Source organism: Citromicrobium bathyomarinum, assembly GCF_038594485.1.
GTDB classification, from domain to species: Bacteria; Pseudomonadota; Alphaproteobacteria; order Sphingomonadales; family Sphingomonadaceae; genus Alteriqipengyuania; species Alteriqipengyuania bathyomarina_A.
The window spans coordinates 493,054-517,328 of the sequence record NZ_JBCFZG010000001.1 but is presented as its reverse complement, the minus strand read 5'-3'; the positions used below and the strand labels follow the sequence as shown (position 1 = coordinate 517,328).

Sequence of the window (24,275 nt, the reverse complement as noted above, 5' to 3'; positions counted from 1 at the left end):
TCTAATCGTTACGCGAATGATTGGCGAGACGGCCCATGATGGCCGCCACGTAAGCTTGCGTCTCGCGAATGCGCGGGACGCCGTTGGCGCGAATGACGCGGCCCGGCCCGGCATTATACGCGGCGAGCGCCTTTTCGAGGTCGCCGTCGAAACGGTCGAGCTGTTCGCGCAGATAGCGCGCCCCGCCCTCCAGATTGGCGAAGGGATCGTCGGCGTTCACGCCAAGATCGCGAGCGGTACCCGGCATCAGCTGGGCGAGGCCACGTGCGCCCACCGGCGATACTGCATTCGAGCGCCAGCGACTCTCCTGCCAGACCAGTGCCTCGATCAGACTGGGGCTGAGATCGAAACGCGCGGAAAGTTCGGCCACTTTGGCGCGATAGTCGACGGGTACTCCATCGGCAGTGACACGCGGATCGGTGGTTGCATGATCGGGCAGGTCCGCGATCGCATCGTATTCGTCGAGCGACACGAGTTCGCTCTCGATGTCGTCAATGGCCGCAGCCTGCGCAGGGGTCAGGTCGAAGCCGGACACGGGCATACCGGCGTTCTGGCCCGCAATCCATCGCGCGCCATTCTCGCCAATTTCCATCACATCGGCCCGCGCCGGGGCCGTAAGCAGGGTCAGCACTGCGAAAACCGCGAGCCGACCCGATGTCCCGAGAATCATCGAGCCCTCCGTCCTGTCGCCTTGCGCATCATACATGACAGCGCAGTGACATGCGAACGAATGGTTCCCGCATGTTGTCTCTATTTTGCAACGGCTTGTCGCCGAACCACGCATCCGGTCAACCTGACGGACCGCGTCGGCTGCGGCTCGAGCGCGAGCATACGCGGCGGCAAGGCTCCCTCACCGCACGCGCAAAAAGTTACTCGATCAACGGTTGGCGAGATCCGTTCTCGCAACGCCGAACTCGCCATTATCCAGCATTCTGAGACCCGTGCGGGCCAGTTCGGCCGGGTCGACCCAGCGTCCATCGACCGTTTCGAGAGTGTAGTCGGACCGCATCGTACGGACCTTCTCGAAGGCCGCGCGCGCCGCCTCGTACTCGCCCGCGTTGGCCAGTCGTACGCCAAGGTTGATCAGGGCCGCCGGATCGTCCTGGGTTTCGACCATCGCGATCGGCTCGGGGGTCATGGGAGTGGCCTGAGCGCCCTGAAGCAGCAACGCGACCGCCATCATTCCTTGAGTCAGCATCTCTCTCTCCTGTTTTCAGGAGGAGATACATGCACCCAATTGCGTCAGACTGCAACATAACTGTAATATTGTCTTCATTGAGTCATATTCAGCACGCCCACGATCACCGATTTCCGCGATTTCCCTTCGTTCCAAGACAGCACGAGGCTGTCATAAACGCGCAATCAGGCCTCGGCCGGCCTCTTTCGCTGAAGGCCGCTGCGCTTGCAGCTGGCCACCAGATCGCCGTGCTGATTGAAGGCGCGGTGTTCGAAGGTAACGATCCCCGCCTCGGGGCGGCTCTTGCTTTCGCGCAAACCCACGATCTCGGTTTCGATCCTGATGGTATCGCCGTGGAACAGCGGCTTGGGGAAGCGGACCTCGTCCCATCCCAGGTTGGCGATCGCGGTTCCCAGCGTGGTGTCGTTGACCGAGATCCCAACCATCACCGACAGCGTGAAGCACGAATTGACGATCCGGGTGCCGAATTCGGTGCCCTTCATATACTCTTCGTCAAGGTGCAGTTGCGCTGGATTGTGAGTCATGCAGGTGAACATGACATTGTCCGTCTCGGTCACCGTGCGACGGATCGGGTGGTCGATCACCTGCCCCACTTCCATATCGTCGAACCATATCCCGGCCATTTTGCGTCTCTCCAATGTCTGTGTGCTTTGGTGGACGGCCTAGCGGGGGGTTGTAAGGCCGCAAACCATTTTCCTACACGAACCGATCTGGTTACATGATCGCGCTCCAACACACCGGAGTCGTGCCCATGCCCATCATCGACAGCCTGATCGGTCCCATCGCCTCGATCATCGACAAGATCATCCCCGACAAGGTAGCGCGCGCAAAAGCCAAGCTCGAACTGCTCGCGCTCGAAGGATCGCAGGAACTGAAACTGGTCGAAGCGCAGATGGCGGCCATCATCGCTGAGGCGCAATCGCCCGATCCCTGGACCAGCCGCGCGCGGCCGAGCTTCCTTTACGTGATGTACGCAATGATCCTGTTCGCGATGCCGATGGGCGTACTCTCCGCCTTCGATCCGCGCATGGCGGTGAACATCGGCAACGGCATGACCGCCTACCTGCGCGGCCTGCCCGAGGAACTCTACGCGCTCTTCGGTACCGGCTACCTCGGCTACACCGCCGCGCGCCAGTGGGGGAAGATCAAGGGGGTGGAGCGGTAGGGCCGCCCCGCCCGGCCTATTGAAATACCACGGTCCGCGAGCCGTTGAGGAACACCTTCTGCTCGGCCGTCCAGCGGACCGCACGGGCAAGCACGCGCGCCTCGATGTCGCGGCCCATCACGACCAGATCCTGCTCGGTCGCGCGGTGATCCACCCGCTCGACATCCTGTTCGATGATCGGCCCTTCATCGAGGTCGCTGGTCACGAAATGCGCTGTCGCGCCGATCAGCTTCACCCCACGCTCGTGTGCACGGGCATAGGGCCGTGCGCCCTTGAAGCTGGGCAGGAAGCTGTGGTGGATATTGATGCACCGGCCAGCGAGGCGCTCGACCAGCTCGGGCGAGAGCACCTGCATGTAACGCGCAAGGATCAGATAATCGGCGCCGCTATCCTCGACCAGCGAAAGCAGTGCGGCTTCTTGGTCTGCCTTCGTGTCGGGCGTGACCGGCAGATGGTGGTAGGGCACGCCATGCCATTCGGTCAGGTCGCGCAAGTCCGGGTGGTTCGACACCACGCCGACGATGTCGACCGGGAGGTTTCCGGTCCGCCAGCGATAGAGCAGGTCGTTGAGGCAGTGGCTGCCTTTCGATACCGCGATCAGGAGCCTCGGCCGGTGCGACGAGGGTCGCAATTCCCACCGCATCTCGTAAGCCCGCGCGATTGGCTCGAACCCTTTCGTCAATTCGTCGGGCGAGCCGGGGAATTGGTCCCCGTGGGGCTGAAACTCGATCCGCAGGAAGAAGCGGCCCGATTCCAGATCGGCATATTGCTGGCTGTTGACGATGAACCCGCCGATCTTCGCCAGATGGCCGCTGATCGCCGCAACGATCCCGACGGTATCGTGGCACGACAGGGTGAGGATGTAAGAATCTGCGGTGTTCTGAGCGTTCATGCGCCGCACGATGTCACCCTTCCCGCTTTGCGCAAGAAGAAACCCGGCCCACTGCTATTCCGCAAGGCGCATCGGCTCGCTAAAAGCGGACCATGACCCCCGCCCTGTTCATCTTCAACGGCCCCAACCTCAACCTGCTCGGCACGCGGGAGCCGGAGATTTACGGCACCACTACACTCGCCGAAATCGAGGCGGCGTGTGTAGAGAAGGCGCGCGGGCACGGGCTCGCCGTCGATTTTCGCCAGACCAACCACGAAGGCACGCTGGTCGACTGGCTGCACGAGGCGCACGCGGCGGGCGCAAAGGCGGTGATTATCAACGCCGCAGCCTATACCCACACCTCGGTCGCGCTGCTCGATGCGGCGAAGGCGATCACGCCTCCAGTAATCGAAGTGCACCTGTCGGACCCGCAGACTCGCGAGGATTTCCGCCATCTTTCCTATATCGGGCAGGCGGCGGCTGCCTGCTTCAAGGGCAAGGGCCTCACCTCGTATCTCGACGCAATCGACGCTGCCGCCGCTCTCTAAACCTTGCATGAATGCGAAGGCGGGCGCATACGCCCCTCTTCCCCCATTCATCGATCAAGGTTGTACATGGCAGAGCATAGCCGCAATTCCGGTCGCAAATCGAAAATGAACGTCGACATCGAGCTCGTCCGCGAGCTGGCAGAACTCCTTTCCGAAACCGGTCTTTCCGAGATCGAGGTCGAGGATGGCGATCGCAAGCTGCGCGTCGCGCGCGAGCTGCAGGCCGCAACCTACGCTGCGCCCGCACCGCAGATGGCCGCACCCGCCGCTGCGCCTGCCCAGCAGGCCGCGCCGCAACCCGCCGCCGACAGCGGACCCGACCTTTCCAACGCCGTCCCATCGCCCATGGTGGGCACGGTCTACCTCGCGCCCGAACCCGGCGCTGCGGACTTCATCAGCGTCGGCGCGTCGGTCAAGGAAGGCCAGACCCTTCTGATCGTCGAGGCGATGAAGGTGATGAACCCGATCACCGCGCCGCGCAGCGGTACGGTGAAAGCCATCCTGGTCGACAACGCCCAGCCGGTCGAATTCGACCAGCCGCTGGTCGTCATCGACTGAGGACGCAAAGCATGGCCATTACCCGCATCCTGATCGCCAATCGCGGCGAAATCGCCCTGCGCATCCACCGTGCAGCGCACGAAATGGGGATCGAGACGGTCGCCGTACACTCGACCGCCGATGCTGACGCGATGCACGTGCGGCTGGCGGACCACGCGGTCTGCATCGGCCCGCCGCCCGCGGGCGAAAGCTACCTCAACATCGCCAACATCATCTCGGCGGCGGAAATCGCGCATGCCGATGCGATCCATCCGGGCTACGGCTTCCTGTCAGAGAACGCCAAGTTCGCCGAGATCGTGGAAGCACACGACATCAAGTGGATCGGCCCCAAGCCCGAACATATCCGCACCATGGGCGACAAGGTGACGGCGAAAACCACGGCGGGCGAGCTTGGCCTGCCGCTTGTCCCGGGCAGCCCGGGTGCAGTCGCCACGGTCGAGGAAGCCAAGCGGATCGCTGCAGAAATCGGCTATCCGGTGCTGGTCAAGGCGGCGAGCGGCGGCGGCGGACGCGGCATGAAGGTCGTGCCCGAGGAAGACCAGCTCGAAAGCCTGATGAGTCAGGCGAAGTCCGAAGCGAAATCGGCCTTCGGCGACGACACCGTCTATCTCGAGAAGTATCTTGGCAATCCGCGCCACATCGAATTCCAGGTGTTCGGCGACGGCAATGGCAACGCGATCCATCTGGGCGAGCGCGACTGTTCGCTCCAGCGTCGTCACCAGAAGGTTCTGGAAGAAGCGCCTTCGCCGGTGCTGTCTTCCGAAGAGCGCGACCGGATGGGCAAGGTCTGCGCCGATGCGATGGCCGCGATGGGCTATCGCGGCGCGGGCACGATCGAGTTCCTGTGGGAAAACGGCGAGTTCTTCTTCATCGAGATGAACACCCGCCTGCAGGTCGAACATCCGGTGACCGAAGCGATCACCGGGGTCGATCTGGTGCGCGAACAAATCCGCGTGGCCGAAGGCAAGCCGCTGTCGGTAACGCAGGACGAAATCCGCTTCGAAGGCCACGCCATCGAATGCCGGATCAACGCCGAAGACCCGTTCACCTTCGCCCCCTCGCCCGGCAAGGTTTCGGCCTACCACGCGGCAGGCGGCATGCATGTGCGCGTCGATAGCGGGCTCTATGCGGGCTATTCAATTCCACCCTACTACGACAGCATGATCGCCAAGCTGATCGTATACGGTCGCACGCGCGAACGCTGCATCATGCGCCTCAGGCGCGCGCTGGGCGAGATGGTGGTCGAGGGACCCAAGACCAATATCCCACTGCACCAGGCCCTGCTGGGAGAGGCCGACATCCTGAACGGCGACTATTCGATCAAGTGGCTGGAACAATGGCTTGCCGAGCGTGAGAGCTAACGGTACGTCTTAGTTGCGCCTCGCCCCGCGCAATCCGCTCCGCTGTCCTCCTCGATAAGACGACAGCGCAAGAGGCGCGCGGGGCAGCCGCTTTCGCTTCGCAAAAAGATATACCTCTCAATCAGGCGAAGGCCGCGCTGGCCGCAGGTTCACCCGACCGTGCGAGCGGGGAGAAAGCGGCGGTTGCGTAGCAGCGCCGCGGAGAGCAGCGTCACGAGAATGGCGACCGGCGCGATTTCGCTCAGCGTGATCAGGAATCGGTAGACGGGGTTCTCGTAACTCTTGGCAAACCCGTCCATATCGGCCTGCATCTTCGCGATCTCCGCGCTCGACGCGCCATTTTCTTTCGCCGACGCAATGATGCTGTTCGCGTAATCTGCCATGAAGCTGTAGTCGGTCGAATAGAGGTAAACCTCCCAACCCACCGCGTAACATAGCGAAGCGACCGCCGAGATACCCAGGCCGACACCCGCAGCGGGCCAGAAGCCGATCACCCCGCCAAGCTGATCGTCGCGATATTTCTTGATCCCGACGAACACCATGGTGAGCGCAACCAGCATGGACAGGTATCCAACCACCATGCTGTGCGCACCGATCGCCATCGATGCGACCATGGCAGCCGCCACGATCGCTCCCGCGATCAGCCCGTACACCGCGATTATCCTGAACATCGAAATTCTCCCTGCCTGATTCGATGCGATGCTTATTACGCGCGGCGAGCCACGCCCGCCTATCGCCCAAACGGGTGATACCGGGCCAGTCACCCGGCTTTACGGCAGAATGGAGAGCGCACGGGCCTGCGCCACGGCTTGCGTTCTGTTGGACGCCTCCAGCTTGGCGTAAAGCGATGCGACGTGCGTCTTTACGGTGTTGGGAGAGATTTCGAGCTTGCGGGCGATACCCTTGTTCGTCGCACCCTTCGCCAGCAGGGCCAGTACCTCGCGCTCACGCGCACTGATCCGCAGCTGGCGAAGGGCGGCCTCATTGGCGACGAATGCCCCTGCCGCAGGTCGCGGGATCAGACGAAGCGCGAGCCAGCCGCCAAGCAGCGCGAAAATCACCGCGACGGCAAGAACGTAAAGTTCACCCGAGCGATCGTGAATCGCGCGCCGATAGTCCAGCCAGTCGAGCAGCCAGACGATCGCCGCCATGCCAGCCCCGTATGCTGCGATAAGCTTCAGGGACGCAAAGTTGCGTACCGTCGGCCGCAATCTGCTCACCGCAGCGGCACGCCCGGCGTATACTTGCTCGTCCGGATGGTCAGCGATGTCTTCACGCTCGCCACATTGGGTGCAGGCGTCAGCTTGCTGGTGAGGAATTCCTGGAAGCTCTGAAGATCGCGGCTTACGATCTTGAGAATGAAGTCGATTTCGCCGTTCAGCATGTGGACTTCGCGCACTTCGGGCAGATCCTGCATCGCGTCTTCGAATTCGCGAAGGGCAGTTTCGGCCTGGCTCTTCAGGCTGACCATCGCGAAGACCACGATCGCGAATCCGAGCTTGGAGGGTTCCAGATCGGCGTGATAGCCGCGGATCACGCCTTCGTCCTCTAGCGCGCGCACGCGCCGCAGGCACGGCGGCGCCGTCAACCCGACGCGACGCGCCAGTTCCACATTGGTAACACGACCTTCAGCTTGCAGTTCCTGCAACAGCTGCCGGTCTATCTCGTCCAGATTGGCCATCCGCCCCCTCGCAACAATCAATCATCCCTGCTGCAACCCGGGCGATTCCTGAAAGGATCGCCTTTGTTAATAATTCGGATCGCTAACATTATTGTTCATGGCAGCGAATGTCCCGCTTTGCAACGTGGGGACTGACTGTCATTCCCGTGCCGTGGTAAAGGTTTATGCACCATACACGTCGCGTCGGGATGGCACGGCGGATCACCCTTGTCTTTCGCCGGAGCCCCGCCCCCACCCCGCCATGCAGTTCGACGATCGCCTTGCCACCGTCCTGCGCCAAAAGGCGGGAGCCAGCGCGGGGGCTCGCACCCAATACCGCCAGCTTCTCGACCTGCTGGGACGCCCGCAGCCTGGCCGCGATCCCAGCCTGCTTGCCGCCGCGCGGTTGCGGCTCGATTCGCTAGCCGACGTCATCTCCGTTCGCGAACGGGCAGAAATCATTCGCGAACAGGGGCGGCGCCTCAACGATCCTGCGCTCGTGGCGCACTTCGCCGAGGCAGAACCCGACATTGCATCGGCCACGCTCTCCACCTCCAGACTGACCGAAACACAATGGCTCGCCCTGATCCCGGAGCTGCCGGTGCGAGCCCGTGGCTTCCTGCGCCTGCGCCGCGATCTGCCCGAGAAGGTCGACGCACTGCTCGAGCGGCTCGGCGTTCATGACCGCGCCCTCCCGCTCCCACCCCAGCGAGAGCCTCTGGTGGAACAGCCGAGCGTGGAGCCGGAATCTCGACCCGAACCAACCTTGGCGGGTGATAATCGCGAGCATGACGATGAGGACATCGTCGACGGCGAGTATACCGAGGTCGATGACGACGAACCCGTCGAACCCGAACCGCAGGACGGCACCATGAGCGCGGGCGATGTCGCGACCGCCGCCGACGCCGTTGCGGATGGTGTGGCCGGAGCGAAGGCGAACGACGGCGTCGGCGATCAGCCGCAGAGCGAAATCACTGCACTGCGCCACAGGATCGAGGCATTCCAGCGCGCGCGCGAGGAAGGCGAGCCGAGGGCCCCGCGCCAACCCGTCGCGGAAGATCACGCCGCGCCCACGCTGCCCTTTGCCGACGAGAGCACCCGGCAGGAGGAGCTGACCGGCTTCGGATTTTCCACCGACACCTACGGGACGATCGACTGGGCGGACAGTTTCGCCGCTTCGCGCGTCATGTACCTGTCGTTGCCGTCGATCCTGCCCGAGGAACTTTCCGAAGCGATCCAACGGCAACTTCCGCTCCACGGGCTGGCAGTCACGCTTGAAGGCGGTCCTGCGATCGAGGGCGAATGGATTCTCGACGCGCAGCCTCGCTTTTCAAGCCCGGATGGACGTTTCCTTGGGTACGCAGGCGGCTTTCGCCGGCCGTTGCGGGCAGAGGAACCGGGCAACCAGAGCGACCGGCTGCGGCAACTCCTTCACGAACTGCGCACGCCCGTGAACGCGATCCAGGGTTTCGCCGAGGTTATCCAGCAGCAGGTCGTGGGGCCGGTGCCGCACGATTACCGCGCGCTAGCGGCGGGAATCGCGGGCGACAGCGCCAGGATGCTCGCCGGATTCGACGATCTGGAGCGGCTCAGCCGCCTCGAAAGCGGCCGCCTGCGCCCGACCGGCGGCGATGCGGACCTTGCCGCGATCTTCCGCCAGCATCTCGCGCAGCTGCTTCCGTTGCTGCAGCCGCGCAACGCGGGCTTCGTCGCGACGCTTGGCGGAGTATGCAGGGTCGATCTCGCCCGGCCCGAGGCCGAATTGCTCAGCTGGCGGATACTCGCAACGCTTGGCTCTGCCGCCGCCCCAAGCGAAAAACTGGCGCTCACGCTGGAGCACGACCAGAGCTCCGGCGCGAACATGGCGCAATTCGTGGCCGACCTGCCCGCCTCGCTCAACGGCAGCGAGGACATTTTCGGCGCTCGCGGAAAGCCGCTTTCGGTGGCGATCAGCGCTGGCCCGTTCGGCCCCGGCTTCGCGCTGCGGCTGGCGCGGGCAGAGGCGCGCGCGATCGGCGGCAGCCTGCGGCGGGAAAACCGGCGGTTGATACTCACCCTGCCCGCTTTGACCGCGCACGAGCCGGCCGCTACCTCATCCGCCGAGGTGCCCGAACACGTCTGACGACGCGCTTCGTGCTGCTCCTCGCGATGGGGGCGACAATTCATGCTGACATTACCGAAGCCATCGCAGGCTGCGACTTTCGCCCCCGGCTTCGCACCCGCTTCATTGCTGACGGTCGATACCGAAGAAGGCTTCGACTGGACCGGCCCCTTCACCCGCGACCAGCATGACCTCACGCACCTGAGCGGCATTCCCGCATTCCAGGCTCTGTGCGAGGAACTGGGCGTATCGCCGGTCTACCTTGTCGACTGGCCGATCGTGCAATCGAGCCTTGCGAAGGAAATCATCGGCGATGCGGTGCGGCGCGGCACAGCCGAGGTGGGCGTCCAGCTGCACCCGTGGGTAAACCCGCCGTTCGACGAAGAGGTCAACATCCGCAATTCCTTCGCGGGCAACCTGCCGCCAGAGCTGGAGCGTGCCAAGTTCACCGCGCTGCGCGATGCGATCGAGGCCGCCTTCGCAACGCCGCCGATCATATATCGCGCAGGCCGGTACGGCCTCGGCCCGGCAACCAGGGCGTTGCTGCAGGATACCGGGGTGACCATCGATAGCTCGGTCCGCGCACTCTACGATTATTCGCCCGGCCATGGACGCGATTATAGCGCCTTTCCCAACAGCCCCTATTGGGTCGACGATGATCGCACGCTGCTCGAGCTGCCGCTGACCACGGTCTACACCGGCGCCTTGGCCCGCCACGGGCACTCACTGTTTCCCAAGCTCGAACGGGTTCCCCATGGGGCCGGGATTGCCGCGCGGACCGGATTGCTCGAGCGGATCGGTCTGACGCCCGAAGGGACCCCGCTGCCCGACGCGATCCGCGCGGTCGATGCAGCGCTTTCGCAAGGTCTCCCGCTACTCGTCCTGTCCTTCCACAGCCCGTCGCTTGAGCCGGGCAACACCCCCTACGTCCACACGCAGGCCGATCTGGAGGCATTGTTCGAGTGGCTGCGCGGCGTCTATGCCCACATGGCGACGCGCAATGTCACGCCAACCACCGTGGCCGGGGTGTGGGCCGCAGCCCAGCGCGGTTAATCGACACGCCCCGCTTGCGAAACCGCGCGTTCGCGGGTAGCGGCTGCGATCGCGATGGCATCAACCCCGGGGGGCCTGTAGCTCAGTTGGTTAGAGCTGGCCGCTCATAACGGCTAGGTCGCGGGTTCGAGTCCTGCCGGGCCCACCAGGGAAACCGCCATCGCACCAGCCAGTCCGTTTCTGGCGGTCGGGGAGTAGCGCAGTCCGGTAGCGCGCCTGCTTTGGGAGCAGGATGTCGCAGGTTCGAATCCTGTCTCCCCGACCAACCGGACCTCGAATGCTCATGGCTCGGGTCAATTCATTCCCTCGTATGATCTTACACGTGGATGGCCGCAACCTGACGCCACTCAGCCATGCGTTTCGATGGCATCGAGATGGCCATCCCTGGCATCCCCTGCCTCTTCGAGCCAGCGTGCGCCATTCGCCACCGCAAGCAGGCTGACCAGCGCCGCAGGCACGAGGAGCGCGATAACCAGAGCGATCTTGAGCGTCAGGATGCTCCCGAAGAAGGCGCCGGATAGGATTGCGCCCCAGATGTTCAGCGGCAGGAGCGCCTGCTTCCAGTCCCCGCGCCCAGAGATGGCGTCGGCGATGTCCGACCCGATGGTCACGACCGCTCCGCTGACGAAAGTGTGGACCGTGAAGCCGTTCTTCCCCTGCAAGGCGCGGTTGATCATGCCCATGCCAAGGGCGAGCAACAGCAGTAATGCATAACCGTCCCAGCGCATGAGCACCCCCGCCCCGGCCAGACAGAGGACACCGGCAACTGCGGCCAAGGCCGTGGTCTCTCGCCAGCGCGTGCCATCATTGATGAGACGCGACAGGACAGTACCCAGAATGAAGACGAGGACGACGCCTGCGACCAGCCCGGCAAGGCCCGGTTTGCCCGATACGAGATCGGTCACAACCTTGGTCGAGTTGCCGCTCATGAATGAAGGGAAGGCACGCACCGAGCCGACGAGCGCAAGGAAGCCGACTGCGTCCACCCAACCGGCAACGAAGTTGAGAGTGAAGACGGCCTGTTTGCGCGTGATCACTATCGGCCGTCCCTTACCGTGTGGGGGCCTGATCTACCGGCGCGCCACTTGACGACGTCTCGTGCATTCGCCCGCTGAGGTCGGACATGATGTACCATGTTCCACCGGCCATGATCGCGAGCAGGCAGACGGAAAACAAAACCAGCAGCAAATCCTCTTCCGACTGCCCTTTGGCCAGGCTGAGATGGAGGAAATTGCGCAGGTGCGCGATAATCTGGAGCAACGCCGCGGCGCAGATCAGGCCGATCTTCCATGCGGTGGGCAGGTCCGACAGCAGCGCTGCAAACGCGCCCACCGTCAGCAGAAGGCTGACGACGAAGCCTGTCGCGTAGCTCCTTATCTCGCTGGATGCGCTTTCCTGCGGATCGAGCACTCCGGTGTTGGGTTTGGTCATGCGAGAGGCACCAGGAAAACGAAGGAAAAGATACCGACCCAGATGAGGTCGAGGAAATGCCAGAACACACCCAGCATCGACAGGCGGACCTTTACGACGTCGTCGACCCCGCGGGTCGCGATCTGCACGATCATTGCGAGTATCCAAAGGATGCCGGAAAGGACGTGCAGGCCGTGAAGGCCCACCAGCATCCAGTAAGAACTGAGCCAGCCGCTTGCCTGCGGAGTGCCGCCCTTCCCGGCCGCGCTGATGAAATCCTTCACCTCGAAGAACAGGAAGCCCGCACCCAGCAACGCGCACACGATCAGCCAGGCAATCAGTTTCCCGCGTCCCTGCATATACTTCAGCGTCAGCGAAACGCCTGCATAGGCGATACCGCCGATGAGCAGGAATGCGGTCTGGATAGCGACGCTTCTTATATCGAAAAGGTCGCTCGGCCCCGGCCCACCGGCCATCCCCATCGGATCGAGGTAAGACGCGTAGGATGCGAACAGGATGCCGAAGATGATGAGGTCGCTCATCAGGAAGACCCAGAAGCCGAACACGGTCGTCTCTGCCTGTTCGTGCGCCTCGCCATGCGTCGCGCCGAGGTTGAGGCCGGGATAGAGACGGTTTTCGCTCATCCTGCGAACTCCGAGATGTCTGGAACGCCGCGATTGCGCCGCGTCTCTTCATCGGCGCGGGTTGCCCCCGGAAGGCTGGCGACCAGCTGCCGGAAGCGGCGATCAACATCCGCGACCTCGGCCGCCGGGATGATCCGTGGCTCGATCACGCGTATCGCGCGCATCACGACAAGGACAGGGACGGCAGCGAAGCCGATGATCGCGAGCCACCAGATATGCCACACCATCGCAAAGCCGAGCAGGAACGCCGCGATTGCGATCAACAGGCCGTGTGCGGTGTTGGCAGGCATTTCGATGTCGGCATATTCGGCCGTCCCCTTCCACGGATCGCCTGCGCGCTTCCTCTCGCCCCACTCGTGGCGTGCCTGCACCTGCGGTATGCACGGGAATGTCCATTCGGGCACCGGCGCGGGCGTCGACCATTCGAGCGTGGAGCCGTTCCACGGATCGCCCCCGGGCACCGCGAGGTCCGCGCGGTGGCGATAGCTGGTCCAGAACGTCCAGATCAGGCTCGCGAGCGCACAGAGCATCAACACTCCGCCGAACGCAGCAAGGTACATCCACGGCAGGAAATCGGGGTTCTGAAAGGTGGGCGAGCGGCGCGGCATGCCCATCAGACCGAGGACGTAGAGCGGCATGAAGGTGAAGACGAAGCCGCCGACGAACAGGTAGGCCGTGCGCCGCCCCCATGTCTCGCTAAGCCGGAAGCCGAACGCCTTGGGGAACCAGTAATGAATGCCCGCCAGCATTCCGTACAGCACGCCGGGAATGATCACATTGTGGAAGTGAGCGACGAGGAAGGTCGAGTTGTGGACCTGGTAGTCGATCGACGGATTGGCGAGGATGATGCCCGATAATCCGCCGATGACGAACAGCAGGAAAAACCCGGTTAGGTACACGATCGGCGTCGTGATCCGCACCCGGCCGCGCCACATGGTCGCCATCCAGTCGTAGATCTTCACGCCGGTCGGAATGCCGATCACCATCGTCGCGATGCCGAAGGCGATGTTCACGCCCGCGCTCTGCCCCATGGTGAAGAAGTGGTGCAGCCACACGGTGAAGCTGACCACCGCGATGCACATGCTGGCGATCACCAGCGAGGTGTAGCCGTACAGCCGCTTGCCCGAAAAGGTGGAGCTGATTTCCGAGAACACGCCGAAGGCGGGCAGGATCAGGATGTAGACTTCCGGGTGGCCGAACATCCAGAAGATGTTGGCATAGTTCATCATGTTGCCGCCCGCTTCGTTGGTGAAGAAGTGGAAACCGGCATAGCGATCGAGCGCCAGCATGGCGCTCGACACGGTCAGCGCGGGCATCGCGTAGATCAGCATGATCGCGACGCACAGGCTCGTCCAGCAGAACAGTGGCATGCGCATCAGGTGCATTCCCGGCGCGCGCTGTTTGAAGATCGTGACGGCGAAATTCATCCCCGTCAGCGTCGATCCCATGCCCGAAATCAGGATCGCCCAGAGCCAGTAGTCGACTCCCTCGCCTGGACTGAATATCTTGCCGGTATAGGGCGGATACATGGTCCAGCCACCGGTGCCGAAATCGCCGACCAGCAGCGAAATCATGACCAGCGCCGCGCCTGCCGCGGTCAGCCCCAGGCTCACCTGATTGAGCACCGGGAACGCCATGTCGCGCGCGCCAAGCTGCTGTGGCAGGACGAAATTGATCAGCCCGATCAGCAGCGGCATGGCGACGAAGAAGATCATGATCGTGCCGTGCGTGCTGAACAGCTGCGCGAAGTGATCAGGGGCAACGAGCCCGCCTTCGGGCTGCGCCAGCGTGCCCAGCGCGCTCGCCTGGTGCGCGCGCATCACGAAGCCTTCGATGATCCCGCGCGCCAGCATGATCAGCGCGAGCGCAATGTACATGATGCCGATCTTCTTGGCGTCGGGCGAGGTCAGCCAATCGCGATAAAGCGGCCCCCACCAGCCCTTCCTGCTGAGCAGAGCCAATACCGCGATCCCGCCGAGCACAAGGATGCTGGCCGCCGCAGCGCCCACAATGGTGCTGCTGCCCGGATGCTGGATCACATCGGTGAACGGGGTGACGGTCCAGTCGAGATTGCCGAAGATCGGGCTGGTACGTCCGGTCATCTTTCGGCCCCCGACGCGCCTGTCTCCGGCAGGCCAGTGCCGCCCAAGCGCTCTGCCTCGCCGCCATGGTACTTCGCGACGATCTGCTGGAAAATGTCGGGCTGGCCGAGTGTCATGACGATCGGCGCGGCGATTTTCTCCAGACCCAGGTCGCCGCGCGCTTCCGCCAGAACGGTGCGTCGGCGTAAAATGCGATAGGTGTTGTCATCAAGCGTTAGGGCGCCGCCGCTGCGAGCCTTCCAGGATTTATAGTCCGCCCGGTCGAGCGCCCGGACAGTGAACTTCTGGCGTCCGAAGCCATCGCCGTTGAATTGCGTGTTCTCTCCCTCCGCCTCGCCGGTGCGGCTGGCGGAGAAATTGAGTTTCGTCGTCATGCCCGGCATTGCGTATATCTGCCCGGTCAACGGCGCGATCAGCAGGCTTTGCATCACGGTGTCGGTGGTCAACGTCAGCTCCACCGGTCGCCCGACGGGCACGACCAGCTCGTCGACGGTCGCCAAGCCCTCTTCCGGGTAGATAAACACCCATTTCCAGTCGAGCCCGATGGCCTGCACCTGCAACGGCTCCGGGCCGATCTGCTCGTATGGGTCGAGCTTGTCGGTCGAATACCACAGCCAGCTGGCCAGCACGGCGACCACCGCGATCGGCACGCCCCACAGCAGGTATTCGAGCTTTCCGGAATATTCCCACTCGGGCGCGTAATCGCCGCGCGGCTTCGCATACCGATACCGCCACAGGATAAAGGGCACACCGATCAGCACCGGCAGGATCACCAGCATCGTGATCCCGACGACGCGCATCAGGTGCGTCGCCTGCTCCTGCGCGACCGGCCCCATCGGCTGGAGAAAGCTCTGTTGGAGCCCGCCCGAAGCCATGGCAGCATCCACGGCGAAACAGGCAATCAGGCAGGTCGCAACAATCCTGGCCCAAGAGAGAGGACCTGAAGCCATCAGAACTGTCCGAAAATCAGAATGAAATCGGGATCAGGCGCCGCCGGAAATGCGGCGGCGCCCGTCACTTACTTCGCGTCGGATGCGGTGGCCGAACCGGCAAGCTTGTCGTGAAACTGCTTGGCCGCTTCCTGCATACCGGCCATGTCTTCCGCTTCGAGCGCGTCCTGGGCAGACTGGATATCCCCGGTCAGCGCCGGGCGCATGTCTTCGGGGAAATCGGTCAGATTATCGGTTACCAGGCGATTGAGGTCTTCGAGAACGATCGCCGCTTCGCCAGCTTCCAGAGTATCCGACGAGAGATGTTGAGCGAGCGAAAGCGCCTCCGACTGCGCTTCCGAAGGCGTCGCCGACTTGCCATCGAAGCCTGGCTGGTCGAGCGTCTTTTCCTGCACCGCTTCGGCCTGCTTTTCCTGCGGGTTGCCACAGGCCGACAGCGCGAGGGCCACCGGCAGGGCGATGAGGGCGTATTTCAATTTGCTGGTCATGATAGTCTCTTCCTCGATTGCGCCGCCGTGTTAGCCGCATGACAGGTCATCGCAAGAAATTGTTCCGCAGCAGGTCGACCACCTCCTTCGTCCGGCCATCGAGCACGGCTTTCACACCGAACATGGCGGTCGATGCGACCTGAGACACCTCGACCTTGGGCGGCATGACCAGTTCCATCTGGTTGACGTGAACGTCCAGCAGTGCGGGCCCTTCGTGCCGCAGCCAGGCATCCATCGCCGCTTCGAGCTCTCCCGCCTGCTCGACATGCCAGCCGGCAAACCCGCAGGCCTCCGCCAGCTTGGCGAAATCGGGATTGTGCAGCCCGGTGAAGTGATCGACCAGTCCCTCGACCCGCTGCTCCATCTCCACGAAGCCGAGCGTGTTGTTGTGGAACACCACCAGCTTGAGCGGGATATCCTCCTGCACCAGTGTCAGCAGGTCGCCCATCAGCATGGTCAGCCCGCCATCGCCGCACATCGCGATTACCTGACGATCGGGATAGGCGAGCTTGGCACCCATCGCCTGCGGCATTCCACTCGCCATCGTGCCGTGAAGCAGGCTGTTGAGGAAGCGCCGTTTGCCATTCGCCTTCAGGTGCCGCAGCATCCACACCATCGCGGTGCCGACGTCGGACACGAAGATCGCATCGTCCGCTGCCTTCGCGTCGAGCATATTGGCCACGAATTGCGGGTGGATCAGGTCGGGATCATGCTCCTCGCCCTCATGGTCGTAGCCCTTCAAGTCTTCGGCCCACTGCCTGAGGTGCGCCTGGAGGTGGCTGTCGTCGCTCTTCGGGGCGACCAGCGGGGCCAACGCCGCAAAGGTCGTCTTCGCATCGCCGACCAGCCCCATGTTGATCGCCGACCGGCGGCCCAGATGCGTGGGATCGATATCGATCTGCACGATCTTCTTCGCCTCTGGGTAGAACTGAGTGTAGGCAAAGTCGCAGCCCAGAGTGATGACCAGATCGGCGTCTTCCAGCGCTTCCACACCCGCCTTGTTGCCGAGGATGCCGTTCACCCCGACGTTGTACGGGTTGTTGGGCTCCAGGAACTCCTTCGCGCGGGTGGTGTGCACCATCGGTGCCTTCACTTTCTCGCAGAAGGCCATGATTTCCTCGCGCGCATCGCGGGCACCGATCCCGGCATAGACCGATACCTTGCTGGCGGCGTCGACCATCGCGGCCAGCTCGGCCATTTCGGCATCATTCGGGCGGCTGACCGGCTGCGGGCGATAGACCTCCCAGTCCATCGCATCTTCGTCGGTCTCAGTGAACATGTCCCCGTTGACGATAACGACCGCCACGCCCCTCTTCGTCAGCGCAGCCTGCGCCGCCTTGGTCACGATCCGCCGCGCCTGCGAGGGGTGCGAGATATATTCGCAGAAGTGGGAATGCTGCTCGTAAATCTTCTTCTGATCGACTTCCTGCGGGAAGTTGAAGCCGCTCTCCGTGCGCGCAACATCGGAGGCAATCAGCACCACCGGCGCGCCGTTGCGGTGGCTTTCGTAGATCCCGTTGACGAAGTGCAGCGACCCCGGCCCGCAGGTACCCGCGCAGACGGATAGCTCGCCGGTCATGTAGGATTCTCCGCCTGCAGCAAACGCGCCCACTTCCTCATGGCGAACGGTGATCCAGCGAAGGTCGCTTTTGGCGACGGCATTGGTGAAATGATTGATCGTATCGCCGGGGATTCCGTAGATCCGCTTCGCACCCGCCTTTTGCAGGGCATCGACGACGATCTCCGCCACCTTCTTCGACATCATGTTCCTTTCGTTGGGCAGCGCCTTGCGCCCCGGTTAAGATACGATCTCGGCGGCTTTCTGTGCCATCGCCGCCTTACTCGGAGGGCGGATGCCTCAAGGCTGGTCCGTGGCGCTTGCCGGAGCGATCGAGCCGCTCACGATCACGTTCTGGTAGGCGTAGGGAATCTCGATGCCCGCCTCGTCGAAGCGCGTCTTGATCTGTTCCAGCAGGTCGAATTCGACCGCCTTCGCAGACGACGCATCGGCGCACCAGGCGCGCAGCGAGAGGTCCACACTCGACGCACCGAGGTTCACAACGGGGCAACCGACCACTTCCAGAACATCGTCGTGCGCGTGCGCCAGCTCGAGGATGATCGCGCGCGCCTTTGCGATGTCGGAATTGTAGCCGATGGAGATCGTCGGCGTCATCATGACCCGGAGATCGACCGACGACAGGTTGATCATGATCTGGTTCGCGATGGTCCCGTTCGACAGGACGATGCGGCGATTGTCGAACGTCCTGAGCACGGTGTAGCCGAGCGACAAGTCCTCCACGATACCGGTCTCCAGCCCCGTCGGGGTCGTCAACTGCAACCGGTCGCCGCGGCGGAAGGGCTTGTAGATCACTAGGCTGATGCCCGACACCAGATTGCCCAGCGTCGATTGCGCGGCGAACCCGATCACCACGGAGACGATGCTGACGCCTGCCAGCAGCGAGGTCGTCAGCTTGTTGAGCGCGGGCACCGCGTGGCAGAACACCAGAGCGAGCACGATCCACATGACGAAGGTCGCGAGGTTCGAAATGAAGCTCAGCGTCATCCGGTCGAGATGCTCGTTCGGGTCGTGATCGATCAGCGCATGGATCGCATGTCGCAGGAGCCTGGTCAGCAGCAAACCGAAGATCAGGAACAGGATGCCGATCGCCACCGCACCCCACAGGTGGTTGGGATCGATGTAGTGCGTCAGTTCGACCACCGCTTTGGGTGTGTCGGACGCTGCGGGTGATGGCGTCGCGGTGGGCGGTGGGCTCGCCTTGGCGTTCAGGAACGGTGTGATCATCGCGCGATCACAGCGTCGGCTTGAACGTGTCCGGGTTCGCCATGCGCCAATATTCAGCAAAGGGCGTGTCGTCCGGCTCGCTCAGCAGCTTGCCGGGCTCGACCTCGTGCACGATCTGCGACCACGGGATCATCTGCGCGTTGTTCTTCCACTGGCGGAGGTGGCGCGGGGTGAACTCGTCGGGCGATTCCAGGCCGCAGGCGACGACGATATCGTGCAGACTGTCGAGCGTTTTCGACTGGAAATTGGCCACCCGCTGGGCCTTCTCCGGGATGACAAGCCCGCGCTGGCGAGCGGGCGAGCTGGTCGCCACGCCCGTCGGGCAGGTGCCGGTGTGACAGCGCAGCGACTGCACGCAGCCGAGCGAGAACATGAAGGCGCGCGCGGCATTGCACCAGTTGGCACCCAGCGCGGCATTCATCGCGATGGCCGAACCCGAGAACACCTTTTCCGACGCGGCGAGCTTGATCTTGTCCTTCAGGCCCGTGCCGATCAGCGCATTGTTGACGTAGTAGAGCCCGATCCGGAGCGGCAGACCGATATGGTCGGACAGTTCGAGCGGCGCGGCACCCGTGCCCCCGCCGCCACCATCGACGACGATGAAGTCGAGCGTGATGCCGCTGTCGAGCATCGCCTTGCAGATCGCGAACACCTCGTGCGGCATGCCGACGCACAGCTTGATGCCGACCGGCTTGCCGCCCGAAAGCTCGCGCATCTTCGCCGCGAATTCGAGCATTTCGCGCGGGGTCGAGAAGGCCGAGTGGCCGGGAGGCGAAAGGCAGTCTTCGTGCGCGGGCACCTGCCGCGTCTCGGCGATCTCGTCGGTCACCTTGGCGGCGGGCAGCAGGCCGCCGTGGCCGGGCTTGGCCCCCTGGCTCAGCTTGATCTCGGTCATCTTGACCTGGTCATGCTGCGCCTTGTCGCGGAAGCTCTCCGCGTCGAAATTGCCATCCTTGTCGCGCGCACCGAAATAGCCCGATCCCAGCTCCCACACGATATCGCCACCATGCTTGAGGTGGTACTTCGACAGCCCGCCCTCGCCCGTGTCGTGATAGAAATCGCCGATCTTCGCACCCATGTTGAGCGCTTCGATCGCATGATTGCCGAGCGCGCCGAAGCTCATCGCGCTGATGTTCAGCCGGGCGGCGTCATAGGGCTTGCTGCACTGATCGGTGCCGACATGCACCCGCGTACGCTTGGGTGCCTTGGGGTTGGGATTGATCGAGTGGCACAGCGCCTCGTATTCTTCGGAATAGACATCCAGCTCGGTGCCGAAAGGATGCGCGTCTTCCTGCTTCTTGGCGCGGGCATAGACGAGAGAGCGCGAGACCCTGTCGAACGGGCGACCCTCCAGCGGGCCTTCGACGATATAGCTGCGCAGGAAGGGGCGCAGGTCCTCGAACAGCCAACGGAAGCGCGCGGTGAGCGGATAGTTGCGGCGCAGCGAATGGGTGGTCTGCACCATGTCCCACAGCGCGATCAACAGCAGCGGGACAGCTACGACGAGGCCCCAGAAGAAGCCTTCGTGCACCCAGAGCCCGAGGATCGCCAGAGCGACGGTCAACGCCAGCGGCACCCAAAGGCCCAGATTTCGCTCCAGACCCTTGTCCGCAATCAATCCGCGCATTCGCAATCCCTTACCTTGTCTCTGCCTCGATCAATGCGATCGGTGCGGCTCCGGACAGAGGCAGAGAGACCGCACCTCAACTTGCCCTCACCCAGGCCTCACAGCCATAGCGGCGCGAAAGGCCCCGGTGATTACTCCGCAGGCTTGTAGGGCGCAGCTTCGTTGGCGAGGATGCCGACCACCTGCGTGTACACCGCGACGTTCTGCCTCAGCTGTACGGGGTCGATCTTGTCGAGCGTATCGTCGGGCGTGTGGTGCAGGTCGAAATAGCGGGTTCCATCCTGCTGCAGGTCGATGATCGCACCACCCTGCTCGCGCACCACGTTGATGTCTGCCCCGCCGGTTGCGACCTCGCGCGAACCGGCCACGCCGAACCGCGCGACCGCTTCGGCAAGGCGCTTGTACAGTGCGGGGTTCTTGTCGGTGAAATTGCTGTCGATCCGCCAGATGCGATCCGCGCCGAAATCGCTTTCGATGCCCACTGCAAACGGTTCGTCGGCGTGGGCCTTCGCATAGGCGGCGCTGCCGAACAGGCCGACTTCCTCCGCGCCTGCAAACAGCACGCGGATCGTCCGCAGCGGCTGCCCAGCCTCAGCAACGTTCTTCGCTGCGGCGGCAACGATCCCGCAACCCGCCGCATCGTCGATCGCGCCCGTACCCGGCCACCAGCTGTCGAGGTGACAGGCAAGCAGAACCGGCGGCAGGCTGGGGTCCTTGCCGACGATCTCGCCGACGACGTTGCCGCTTTCCTGTTCGCCCAGCGAACGCGGCGTCAGGACCAGCTTCATGGTGATCGGCTTGCCGTCCGCACGCGCGAACATACGCTCCAGGTTGTCCGCATCGGGGTTGGAGAGAGCGCCCGCCGGGATCGGATCGACCCCTGCGCCGAAGCCCGTGCCGCCAGTATGCGGCGTGCGGTGATTGTCGGTACCGATCGATCGGATCACCGCGCCCACCGCACCCTTGCTCGCGGCGAGGCCCGGCCCGGTCCAGCGCACCGGACCGGCGAAACCGTAACCCGAACCATCCTGCGTCGGGCGCATGTCGTGGCTGATGAAGGCGATCTTGCCCTTCAGGCTGCCATCGGGGGCCGCCGCAAGGGCGGAATAGCTCGGGAAATACACCACCTGGGCGGTGACGCCTGCTTCGCCCGAGCTGCCGCTGCCACCCAGCGGGAGGATCGTCAGCGATTGCGCGTAGGGCGAGACGACGGTCGCGCTCGCGTGCTCACCCGGCACCCATGTCTCCATCATGTAGGGTTCGTCCGCGACATTCTGGAAGCCGTTCGCACGGAGCCATTTGATCGCCCATTCGCGCCCGCGCGCCTCGTCGACCGTGCCCGCCTGCCGCGGGCCGACCTCGGTGGTGATCCCTTCGACGAAATCCCACGCCAGCTTGTCGTCCGCCAGTGCCTCATCGGCGGCGCAGGCGATCGCGCCTTCGCAAGGGCCCGGCCCGAGCTGTGCGACGGCGGGGGCGGAGAGCGAGAGCGCGGTCAGCGCGAGGAGAGATGTTTTCATGGCGCGCAGAGCTAGCGCCATGGCCGCCCCCTGCCAAGCCTCCAGCGCGCGAGAGACAGCCGATTCACCATCGACATTGACCGACCCCATCGATCAGGGCTAGACGCTATTGCGAAGCATTCTCATATTTAACGGAGCGCAAGCGTGACCCTACAGAACCTGCTCGTCACTCCCGACCTCAACGAAATTGCTCCGGTCCACGCGCGGCTGGTCTGCGCCATGCGCTACGTCCACATGGCCCGCGCCCAGCGCAGCTATTGCTGCCGCGCGCTCGCCACGCAGCTTGGGTCAGCAGACGCGGTCCGGCCGTTTCACGTCTTCATGGACGAGGCGGGTCGCGCCTGGCCCGACCCTATCGCCCTCAACCGGCCCTGTCAGATGTCGCTCAGTTACGACGAGATGCTGCTGGTGGACCTGTGTACGGCGGCCGCCCGCAAGGAACGCGGCGTCTTCGATGAACTGGTGGAGGACATGATCGGCGTCGGCGGACGCAACGCAATCTGGGGTGCCGGTCGCAGGCTTATGGCGCACATCGTGGGTATCGTTCACTAGAGGCCTGACGCCGCCGCGACACCCGTTACCAGAAGCGGCTTCCGGGGACGCCCTTGAACGGGCCGACGACCTTGCTCGTCACCCATCCGCCATAGAACTCGCCGGGCTGCGGCTCGACCGGTTCCCCATCGAGCGTGATGCGGTCGAACGGCGCGGCGTAGAAGGCCACATGATCGGTTAGCAGACGAAAGCCCGGTGCCGGGTCCGGATAGCTCCAGCCCACGCGATCTAGACGCTCACCGCCGACAACCACGCTCCAGTAGCGCGCCTGCCCCTTCCACTCGCACAGGGACTTGCCGGGCGCCGGTTCGAGAATGCCCGAGGCGATATCGTCTGGCGGGATATAATATTGCGGCGGATGGCTGGTTTCGAGCACGCGCACTGCACGGCGGGTTTCCGCGATCCGCTTGCCCCGATGCTCGATCAGGATATGCGCCGTGGTCGGTTCGGCGATGGCGGGGCGCGGATAGTCCCACACGCTTTCCTGCCCCGGTCCGGGCACGATGGGTTCGGGTCGGTTCATGGTGGCGCAGAATAATGGTTGCCGCACAAGGTCCCGATATGGACCTTAGGCGAAGACCACCTTCGTTCCCTTCTGGATCACCTTGGCGAGTGCGGCGGCATTCCAGTTGGTCAGCCGCACGCAGCCGTGGCTTTCGCCCTTGGCGATGAAGTCCGGATCGGGCGTGCCGTGGATACCGTAACCGTCCTTCGTCAGGTCGATCCATGTCCCACCGACCGGATTGTTCGGCCCCGGCGGAATGATGAAAGTGCCGTCCGGCCCCCATTCCTGCTTGTCGCCATCAAACGTATAATTGGGTTCGGGGGCGACCGTGTTGACCGCCATGGAGCCGCTCGGGCTCGGGAATTCGACGCTGCCGATGCTGGCGGGGAAGCTCGCGACGATGTCGCCCGCGTCGTCGAAAGCCACCAGACGCCCCTCGCCCTTGCGCACTTCGAGCTTCGCGATGTCGCCGGGCACTTTTTCGTTCCCGTGGCTGACGATCACCAGCTTGGTGCCCGCTTTGCCGAAATCGGCGTCGGGGTTGAGCGCTTCGAGGAATTGCTGGTCCATGTGAAACCGCTCGGCCAGCATTTCCGCCGGGGTTTCGTAGCCCATCGCATCGACCTTGGCCTGATCGGCGAAGTCTTCAGGCAGCTTCTTGTACGGGCCCTTCGCGTCCTGCTCGGTCACGGTATAAGTGCGGAACACATCGCCGCCGGTTTCATCGTACAGCGCCTGAAGGAATTTCGCGTCGACACCGCCATTGGCGGACATGCCATGCGTTTCGCGGAAATAGCGGACGGCGCTGTCAGTGTTGCCGCCGCCGTATCCGTCGATCACTCCCGGCGCGTGGTGCGTGTGATCCAGCATCACCTGAACCGCGATCATCTCCGGCGTCCGCTCGCCCAGCATTTCCTGCGTCACGCCCTCGGGCAATGTCAGCGACACCTTACCGTCGGTCACTTTCGCCTCGGGCTCGGCAGCGGTGCGCGCATCGTCGTAGCCTTCGGGCGCGGTCGACCGGGTTTGCGTGGGTGTATCCGGCTGGTCCTTCTCCTCCGTATCGGTTCCCTGGAGGCCGCACGCGGCGAGAGAGGTGGCGACGAATGCGACGATTGCGAGATTGGAGTATTTCATGTGAGCCGAACGGCAGGCGACA

General features: G+C 63.6%; 26 protein-coding genes and 2 tRNA genes. 9 read left to right on the top strand and 19 right to left on the bottom strand.

The genetic code is table 11. The annotated features are described in order from the left end of the window. Nucleotide 1: 1 nt before the first annotated feature. The 3 genes from AAG591_RS02610 to AAG591_RS02600 all read right to left on the bottom strand — a co-directional run bounded on the left by AAG591_RS02610 (nt 2) and on the right by AAG591_RS02600 (nt 1,821). The gene (locus AAG591_RS02610) at nt 2-670 is read right to left on the bottom strand and encodes a lytic transglycosylase domain-containing protein (RefSeq protein WP_342529387.1); all 669 of its coding nucleotides are present in this window, start codon (nt 668-670) and stop codon (nt 2-4) included. Between the two features lie 207 nt (nt 671-877). Beyond that, nucleotides 878-1,198: a hypothetical protein gene (locus AAG591_RS02605; protein WP_342529386.1), complete on the bottom strand. Its 321-nt coding sequence runs from the start codon at nt 1,196-1,198 to the stop codon at nt 878-880. Nucleotides 1,199-1,362: 164 nt separating this feature from the next. Next, on the bottom strand, nt 1,363-1,821 hold the full coding sequence (locus AAG591_RS02600; RefSeq protein ID WP_342529385.1) for a MaoC family dehydratase: 459 nt from the start codon (nt 1,819-1,821) through the stop codon (nt 1,363-1,365). Between the two features lie 128 nt (nt 1,822-1,949). On the opposite strand from AAG591_RS02600, the gene AAG591_RS02595 reads away from it, so the two are divergent. Then, nucleotides 1,950-2,363 carry a holin family protein gene (locus AAG591_RS02595; RefSeq protein ID WP_342529384.1) on the top strand — a complete coding sequence of 138 codons (414 nt, stop codon included), beginning with the start codon at nt 1,950-1,952 and terminating at the stop codon, nt 2,361-2,363. 16 nt (nt 2,364-2,379) lie between these two features. On the opposite strand, the gene purU is transcribed toward AAG591_RS02595, so the two are convergent. Beyond that, complete coding sequence (gene purU / locus AAG591_RS02590; RefSeq protein WP_342529383.1) at nt 2,380-3,255, bottom strand: formyltetrahydrofolate deformylase; 876 nt, start codon at nt 3,253-3,255, stop codon at nt 2,380-2,382. 92 nt (nt 3,256-3,347) lie between these two features. Between purU and AAG591_RS02585 the strand changes: the two genes are divergently transcribed. The 3 genes from AAG591_RS02585 (at nt 3,348) to accC (ending at nt 5,701) form a co-directional block, all read left to right on the top strand. Beyond that, entirely contained in the window at nt 3,348-3,782 is a 435-nt protein-coding gene (locus AAG591_RS02585; protein ID WP_342529382.1) for a type II 3-dehydroquinate dehydratase, read from the top strand. 105 nt (nt 3,783-3,887) lie between these two features. Then, complete coding sequence (gene accB / locus AAG591_RS02580; RefSeq protein WP_342529381.1) at nt 3,888-4,340, top strand: acetyl-CoA carboxylase biotin carboxyl carrier protein; 453 nt, start codon at nt 3,888-3,890, stop codon at nt 4,338-4,340. Nucleotides 4,341-4,351: 11 nt separating this feature from the next. Continuing rightward, nucleotides 4,352-5,701: an acetyl-CoA carboxylase biotin carboxylase subunit gene (gene accC, locus AAG591_RS02575; RefSeq protein WP_342529380.1), complete on the top strand. Its 1,350-nt coding sequence runs from the start codon at nt 4,352-4,354 to the stop codon at nt 5,699-5,701. 149 nt (nt 5,702-5,850) lie between these two features. Here accC and AAG591_RS02570 read toward each other — a convergent pair whose 3' ends face one another. From AAG591_RS02570 to AAG591_RS02560, 3 genes are all read right to left on the bottom strand, one after another. Continuing rightward, a complete protein-coding gene (locus tag AAG591_RS02570; RefSeq protein WP_342529379.1) occupies nt 5,851-6,372 on the bottom strand; it encodes a DUF4199 domain-containing protein in 522 nt (173 codons plus the stop codon). Between the two features lie 99 nt (nt 6,373-6,471). Then, nucleotides 6,472-6,852, bottom strand: a complete 381-nt coding sequence (locus AAG591_RS02565; RefSeq protein ID WP_342529378.1) for a helix-turn-helix domain-containing protein — start codon at nt 6,850-6,852, stop codon at nt 6,472-6,474. Nucleotides 6,853-6,917: 65 nt separating this feature from the next. Then, entirely contained in the window at nt 6,918-7,382 is a 465-nt protein-coding gene (locus tag AAG591_RS02560) for an Lrp/AsnC family transcriptional regulator (RefSeq protein ID WP_342529377.1), read from the bottom strand. Nucleotides 7,383-7,623: 241 nt separating this feature from the next. Between AAG591_RS02560 and AAG591_RS02555 the strand changes: the two genes are divergently transcribed. The 4 genes from AAG591_RS02555 to AAG591_RS02540 all read left to right on the top strand — a co-directional run bounded on the left by AAG591_RS02555 (nt 7,624) and on the right by AAG591_RS02540 (nt 10,780). Continuing rightward, nucleotides 7,624-9,483 carry a sensor histidine kinase gene (locus AAG591_RS02555; protein ID WP_342529376.1) on the top strand — a complete coding sequence of 620 codons (1,860 nt, stop codon included), beginning with the start codon at nt 7,624-7,626 and terminating at the stop codon, nt 9,481-9,483. 42 nt (nt 9,484-9,525) lie between these two features. After that, nucleotides 9,526-10,515: a polysaccharide deacetylase family protein gene (locus tag AAG591_RS02550; RefSeq protein WP_342529374.1), complete on the top strand. Its 990-nt coding sequence runs from the start codon at nt 9,526-9,528 to the stop codon at nt 10,513-10,515. Nucleotides 10,516-10,586: 71 nt separating this feature from the next. Beyond that, nucleotides 10,587-10,663 (top strand) — tRNA-Ile (locus tag AAG591_RS02545). 40 nt (nt 10,664-10,703) lie between these two features. Next, nucleotides 10,704-10,780, top strand: a tRNA-Pro gene (locus tag AAG591_RS02540). An 82-nt stretch (nt 10,781-10,862) separates the two neighbouring features. Here AAG591_RS02540 and AAG591_RS02535 read toward each other — a convergent pair. The 10 genes from AAG591_RS02535 to AAG591_RS02490 all read right to left on the bottom strand — a co-directional run bounded on the left by AAG591_RS02535 (nt 10,863) and on the right by AAG591_RS02490 (nt 22,059). After that, a complete protein-coding gene (locus AAG591_RS02535) occupies nt 10,863-11,552 on the bottom strand; it encodes a YoaK family protein (protein ID WP_342529373.1) in 690 nt (229 codons plus the stop codon). Between the two features lie 13 nt (nt 11,553-11,565). After that, nucleotides 11,566-11,946 carry a cytochrome o ubiquinol oxidase subunit IV gene (locus tag AAG591_RS02530; RefSeq protein WP_342529372.1) on the bottom strand — a complete coding sequence of 127 codons (381 nt, stop codon included), beginning with the start codon at nt 11,944-11,946 and terminating at the stop codon, nt 11,566-11,568. Continuing rightward, nucleotides 11,943-12,569, bottom strand: coding sequence for a cytochrome c oxidase subunit 3 (locus AAG591_RS02525; protein WP_342529371.1), 627 nt, complete (start codon nt 12,567-12,569; stop codon nt 11,943-11,945). Before AAG591_RS02525 ends, AAG591_RS02530 begins: the two co-directional genes overlap by 4 nt. Beyond that, complete coding sequence (locus AAG591_RS02520; protein ID WP_342529370.1) at nt 12,566-14,671, bottom strand: cbb3-type cytochrome c oxidase subunit I; 2,106 nt, start codon at nt 14,669-14,671, stop codon at nt 12,566-12,568. The genes AAG591_RS02525 and AAG591_RS02520 overlap by 4 nt, the downstream gene beginning before the upstream one ends. Beyond that, nucleotides 14,668-15,558, bottom strand: a complete 891-nt coding sequence (locus AAG591_RS02515; protein ID WP_342529369.1) for a cytochrome c oxidase subunit II — start codon at nt 15,556-15,558, stop codon at nt 14,668-14,670. Before AAG591_RS02515 ends, AAG591_RS02520 begins: the two co-directional genes overlap by 4 nt. Nucleotides 15,559-15,689: 131 nt before the next feature. After that, nucleotides 15,690-16,109 (bottom strand): hypothetical protein, encoded by a 420-nt coding sequence (locus AAG591_RS02510; RefSeq protein ID WP_342529368.1) that lies wholly within the window; start codon nt 16,107-16,109, stop codon nt 15,690-15,692. Between the two features lie 46 nt (nt 16,110-16,155). Then, a complete protein-coding gene (locus AAG591_RS02505; protein WP_342529367.1) occupies nt 16,156-17,874 on the bottom strand; it encodes a thiamine pyrophosphate-dependent enzyme in 1,719 nt (572 codons plus the stop codon). 93 nt (nt 17,875-17,967) lie between these two features. Next, on the bottom strand, nt 17,968-18,912 hold the full coding sequence (locus tag AAG591_RS02500) for a mechanosensitive ion channel family protein (RefSeq protein ID WP_342529366.1): 945 nt from the start codon (nt 18,910-18,912) through the stop codon (nt 17,968-17,970). Between the two features lie 7 nt (nt 18,913-18,919). Continuing rightward, nucleotides 18,920-20,539 carry an FMN-binding glutamate synthase family protein gene (locus AAG591_RS02495; RefSeq protein ID WP_342529365.1) on the bottom strand — a complete coding sequence of 540 codons (1,620 nt, stop codon included), beginning with the start codon at nt 20,537-20,539 and terminating at the stop codon, nt 18,920-18,922. Nucleotides 20,540-20,670: 131 nt separating this feature from the next. After that, entirely contained in the window at nt 20,671-22,059 is a 1,389-nt protein-coding gene (locus AAG591_RS02490) for a M20/M25/M40 family metallo-hydrolase (protein WP_342529363.1), read from the bottom strand. A 144-nt stretch (nt 22,060-22,203) separates the two neighbouring features. Between AAG591_RS02490 and AAG591_RS02485 the strand changes: the two genes are divergently transcribed. Beyond that, nucleotides 22,204-22,611: a hypothetical protein gene (locus AAG591_RS02485; RefSeq protein ID WP_342529361.1), complete on the top strand. Its 408-nt coding sequence runs from the start codon at nt 22,204-22,206 to the stop codon at nt 22,609-22,611. A gap of 25 nt (nt 22,612-22,636) precedes the next feature. Here the strand turns inward: AAG591_RS02485 and AAG591_RS02480 are convergent, their stop codons facing one another. Beyond that, entirely contained in the window at nt 22,637-23,134 is a 498-nt protein-coding gene (locus tag AAG591_RS02480; protein WP_342529360.1) for a DUF427 domain-containing protein, read from the bottom strand. A 45-nt stretch (nt 23,135-23,179) separates the two neighbouring features. Then, on the bottom strand, nt 23,180-24,253 hold the full coding sequence (locus tag AAG591_RS02475) for a L,D-transpeptidase family protein (RefSeq protein ID WP_342529359.1): 1,074 nt from the start codon (nt 24,251-24,253) through the stop codon (nt 23,180-23,182). Nucleotides 24,254-24,275: the final 22 nt, after the last annotated feature.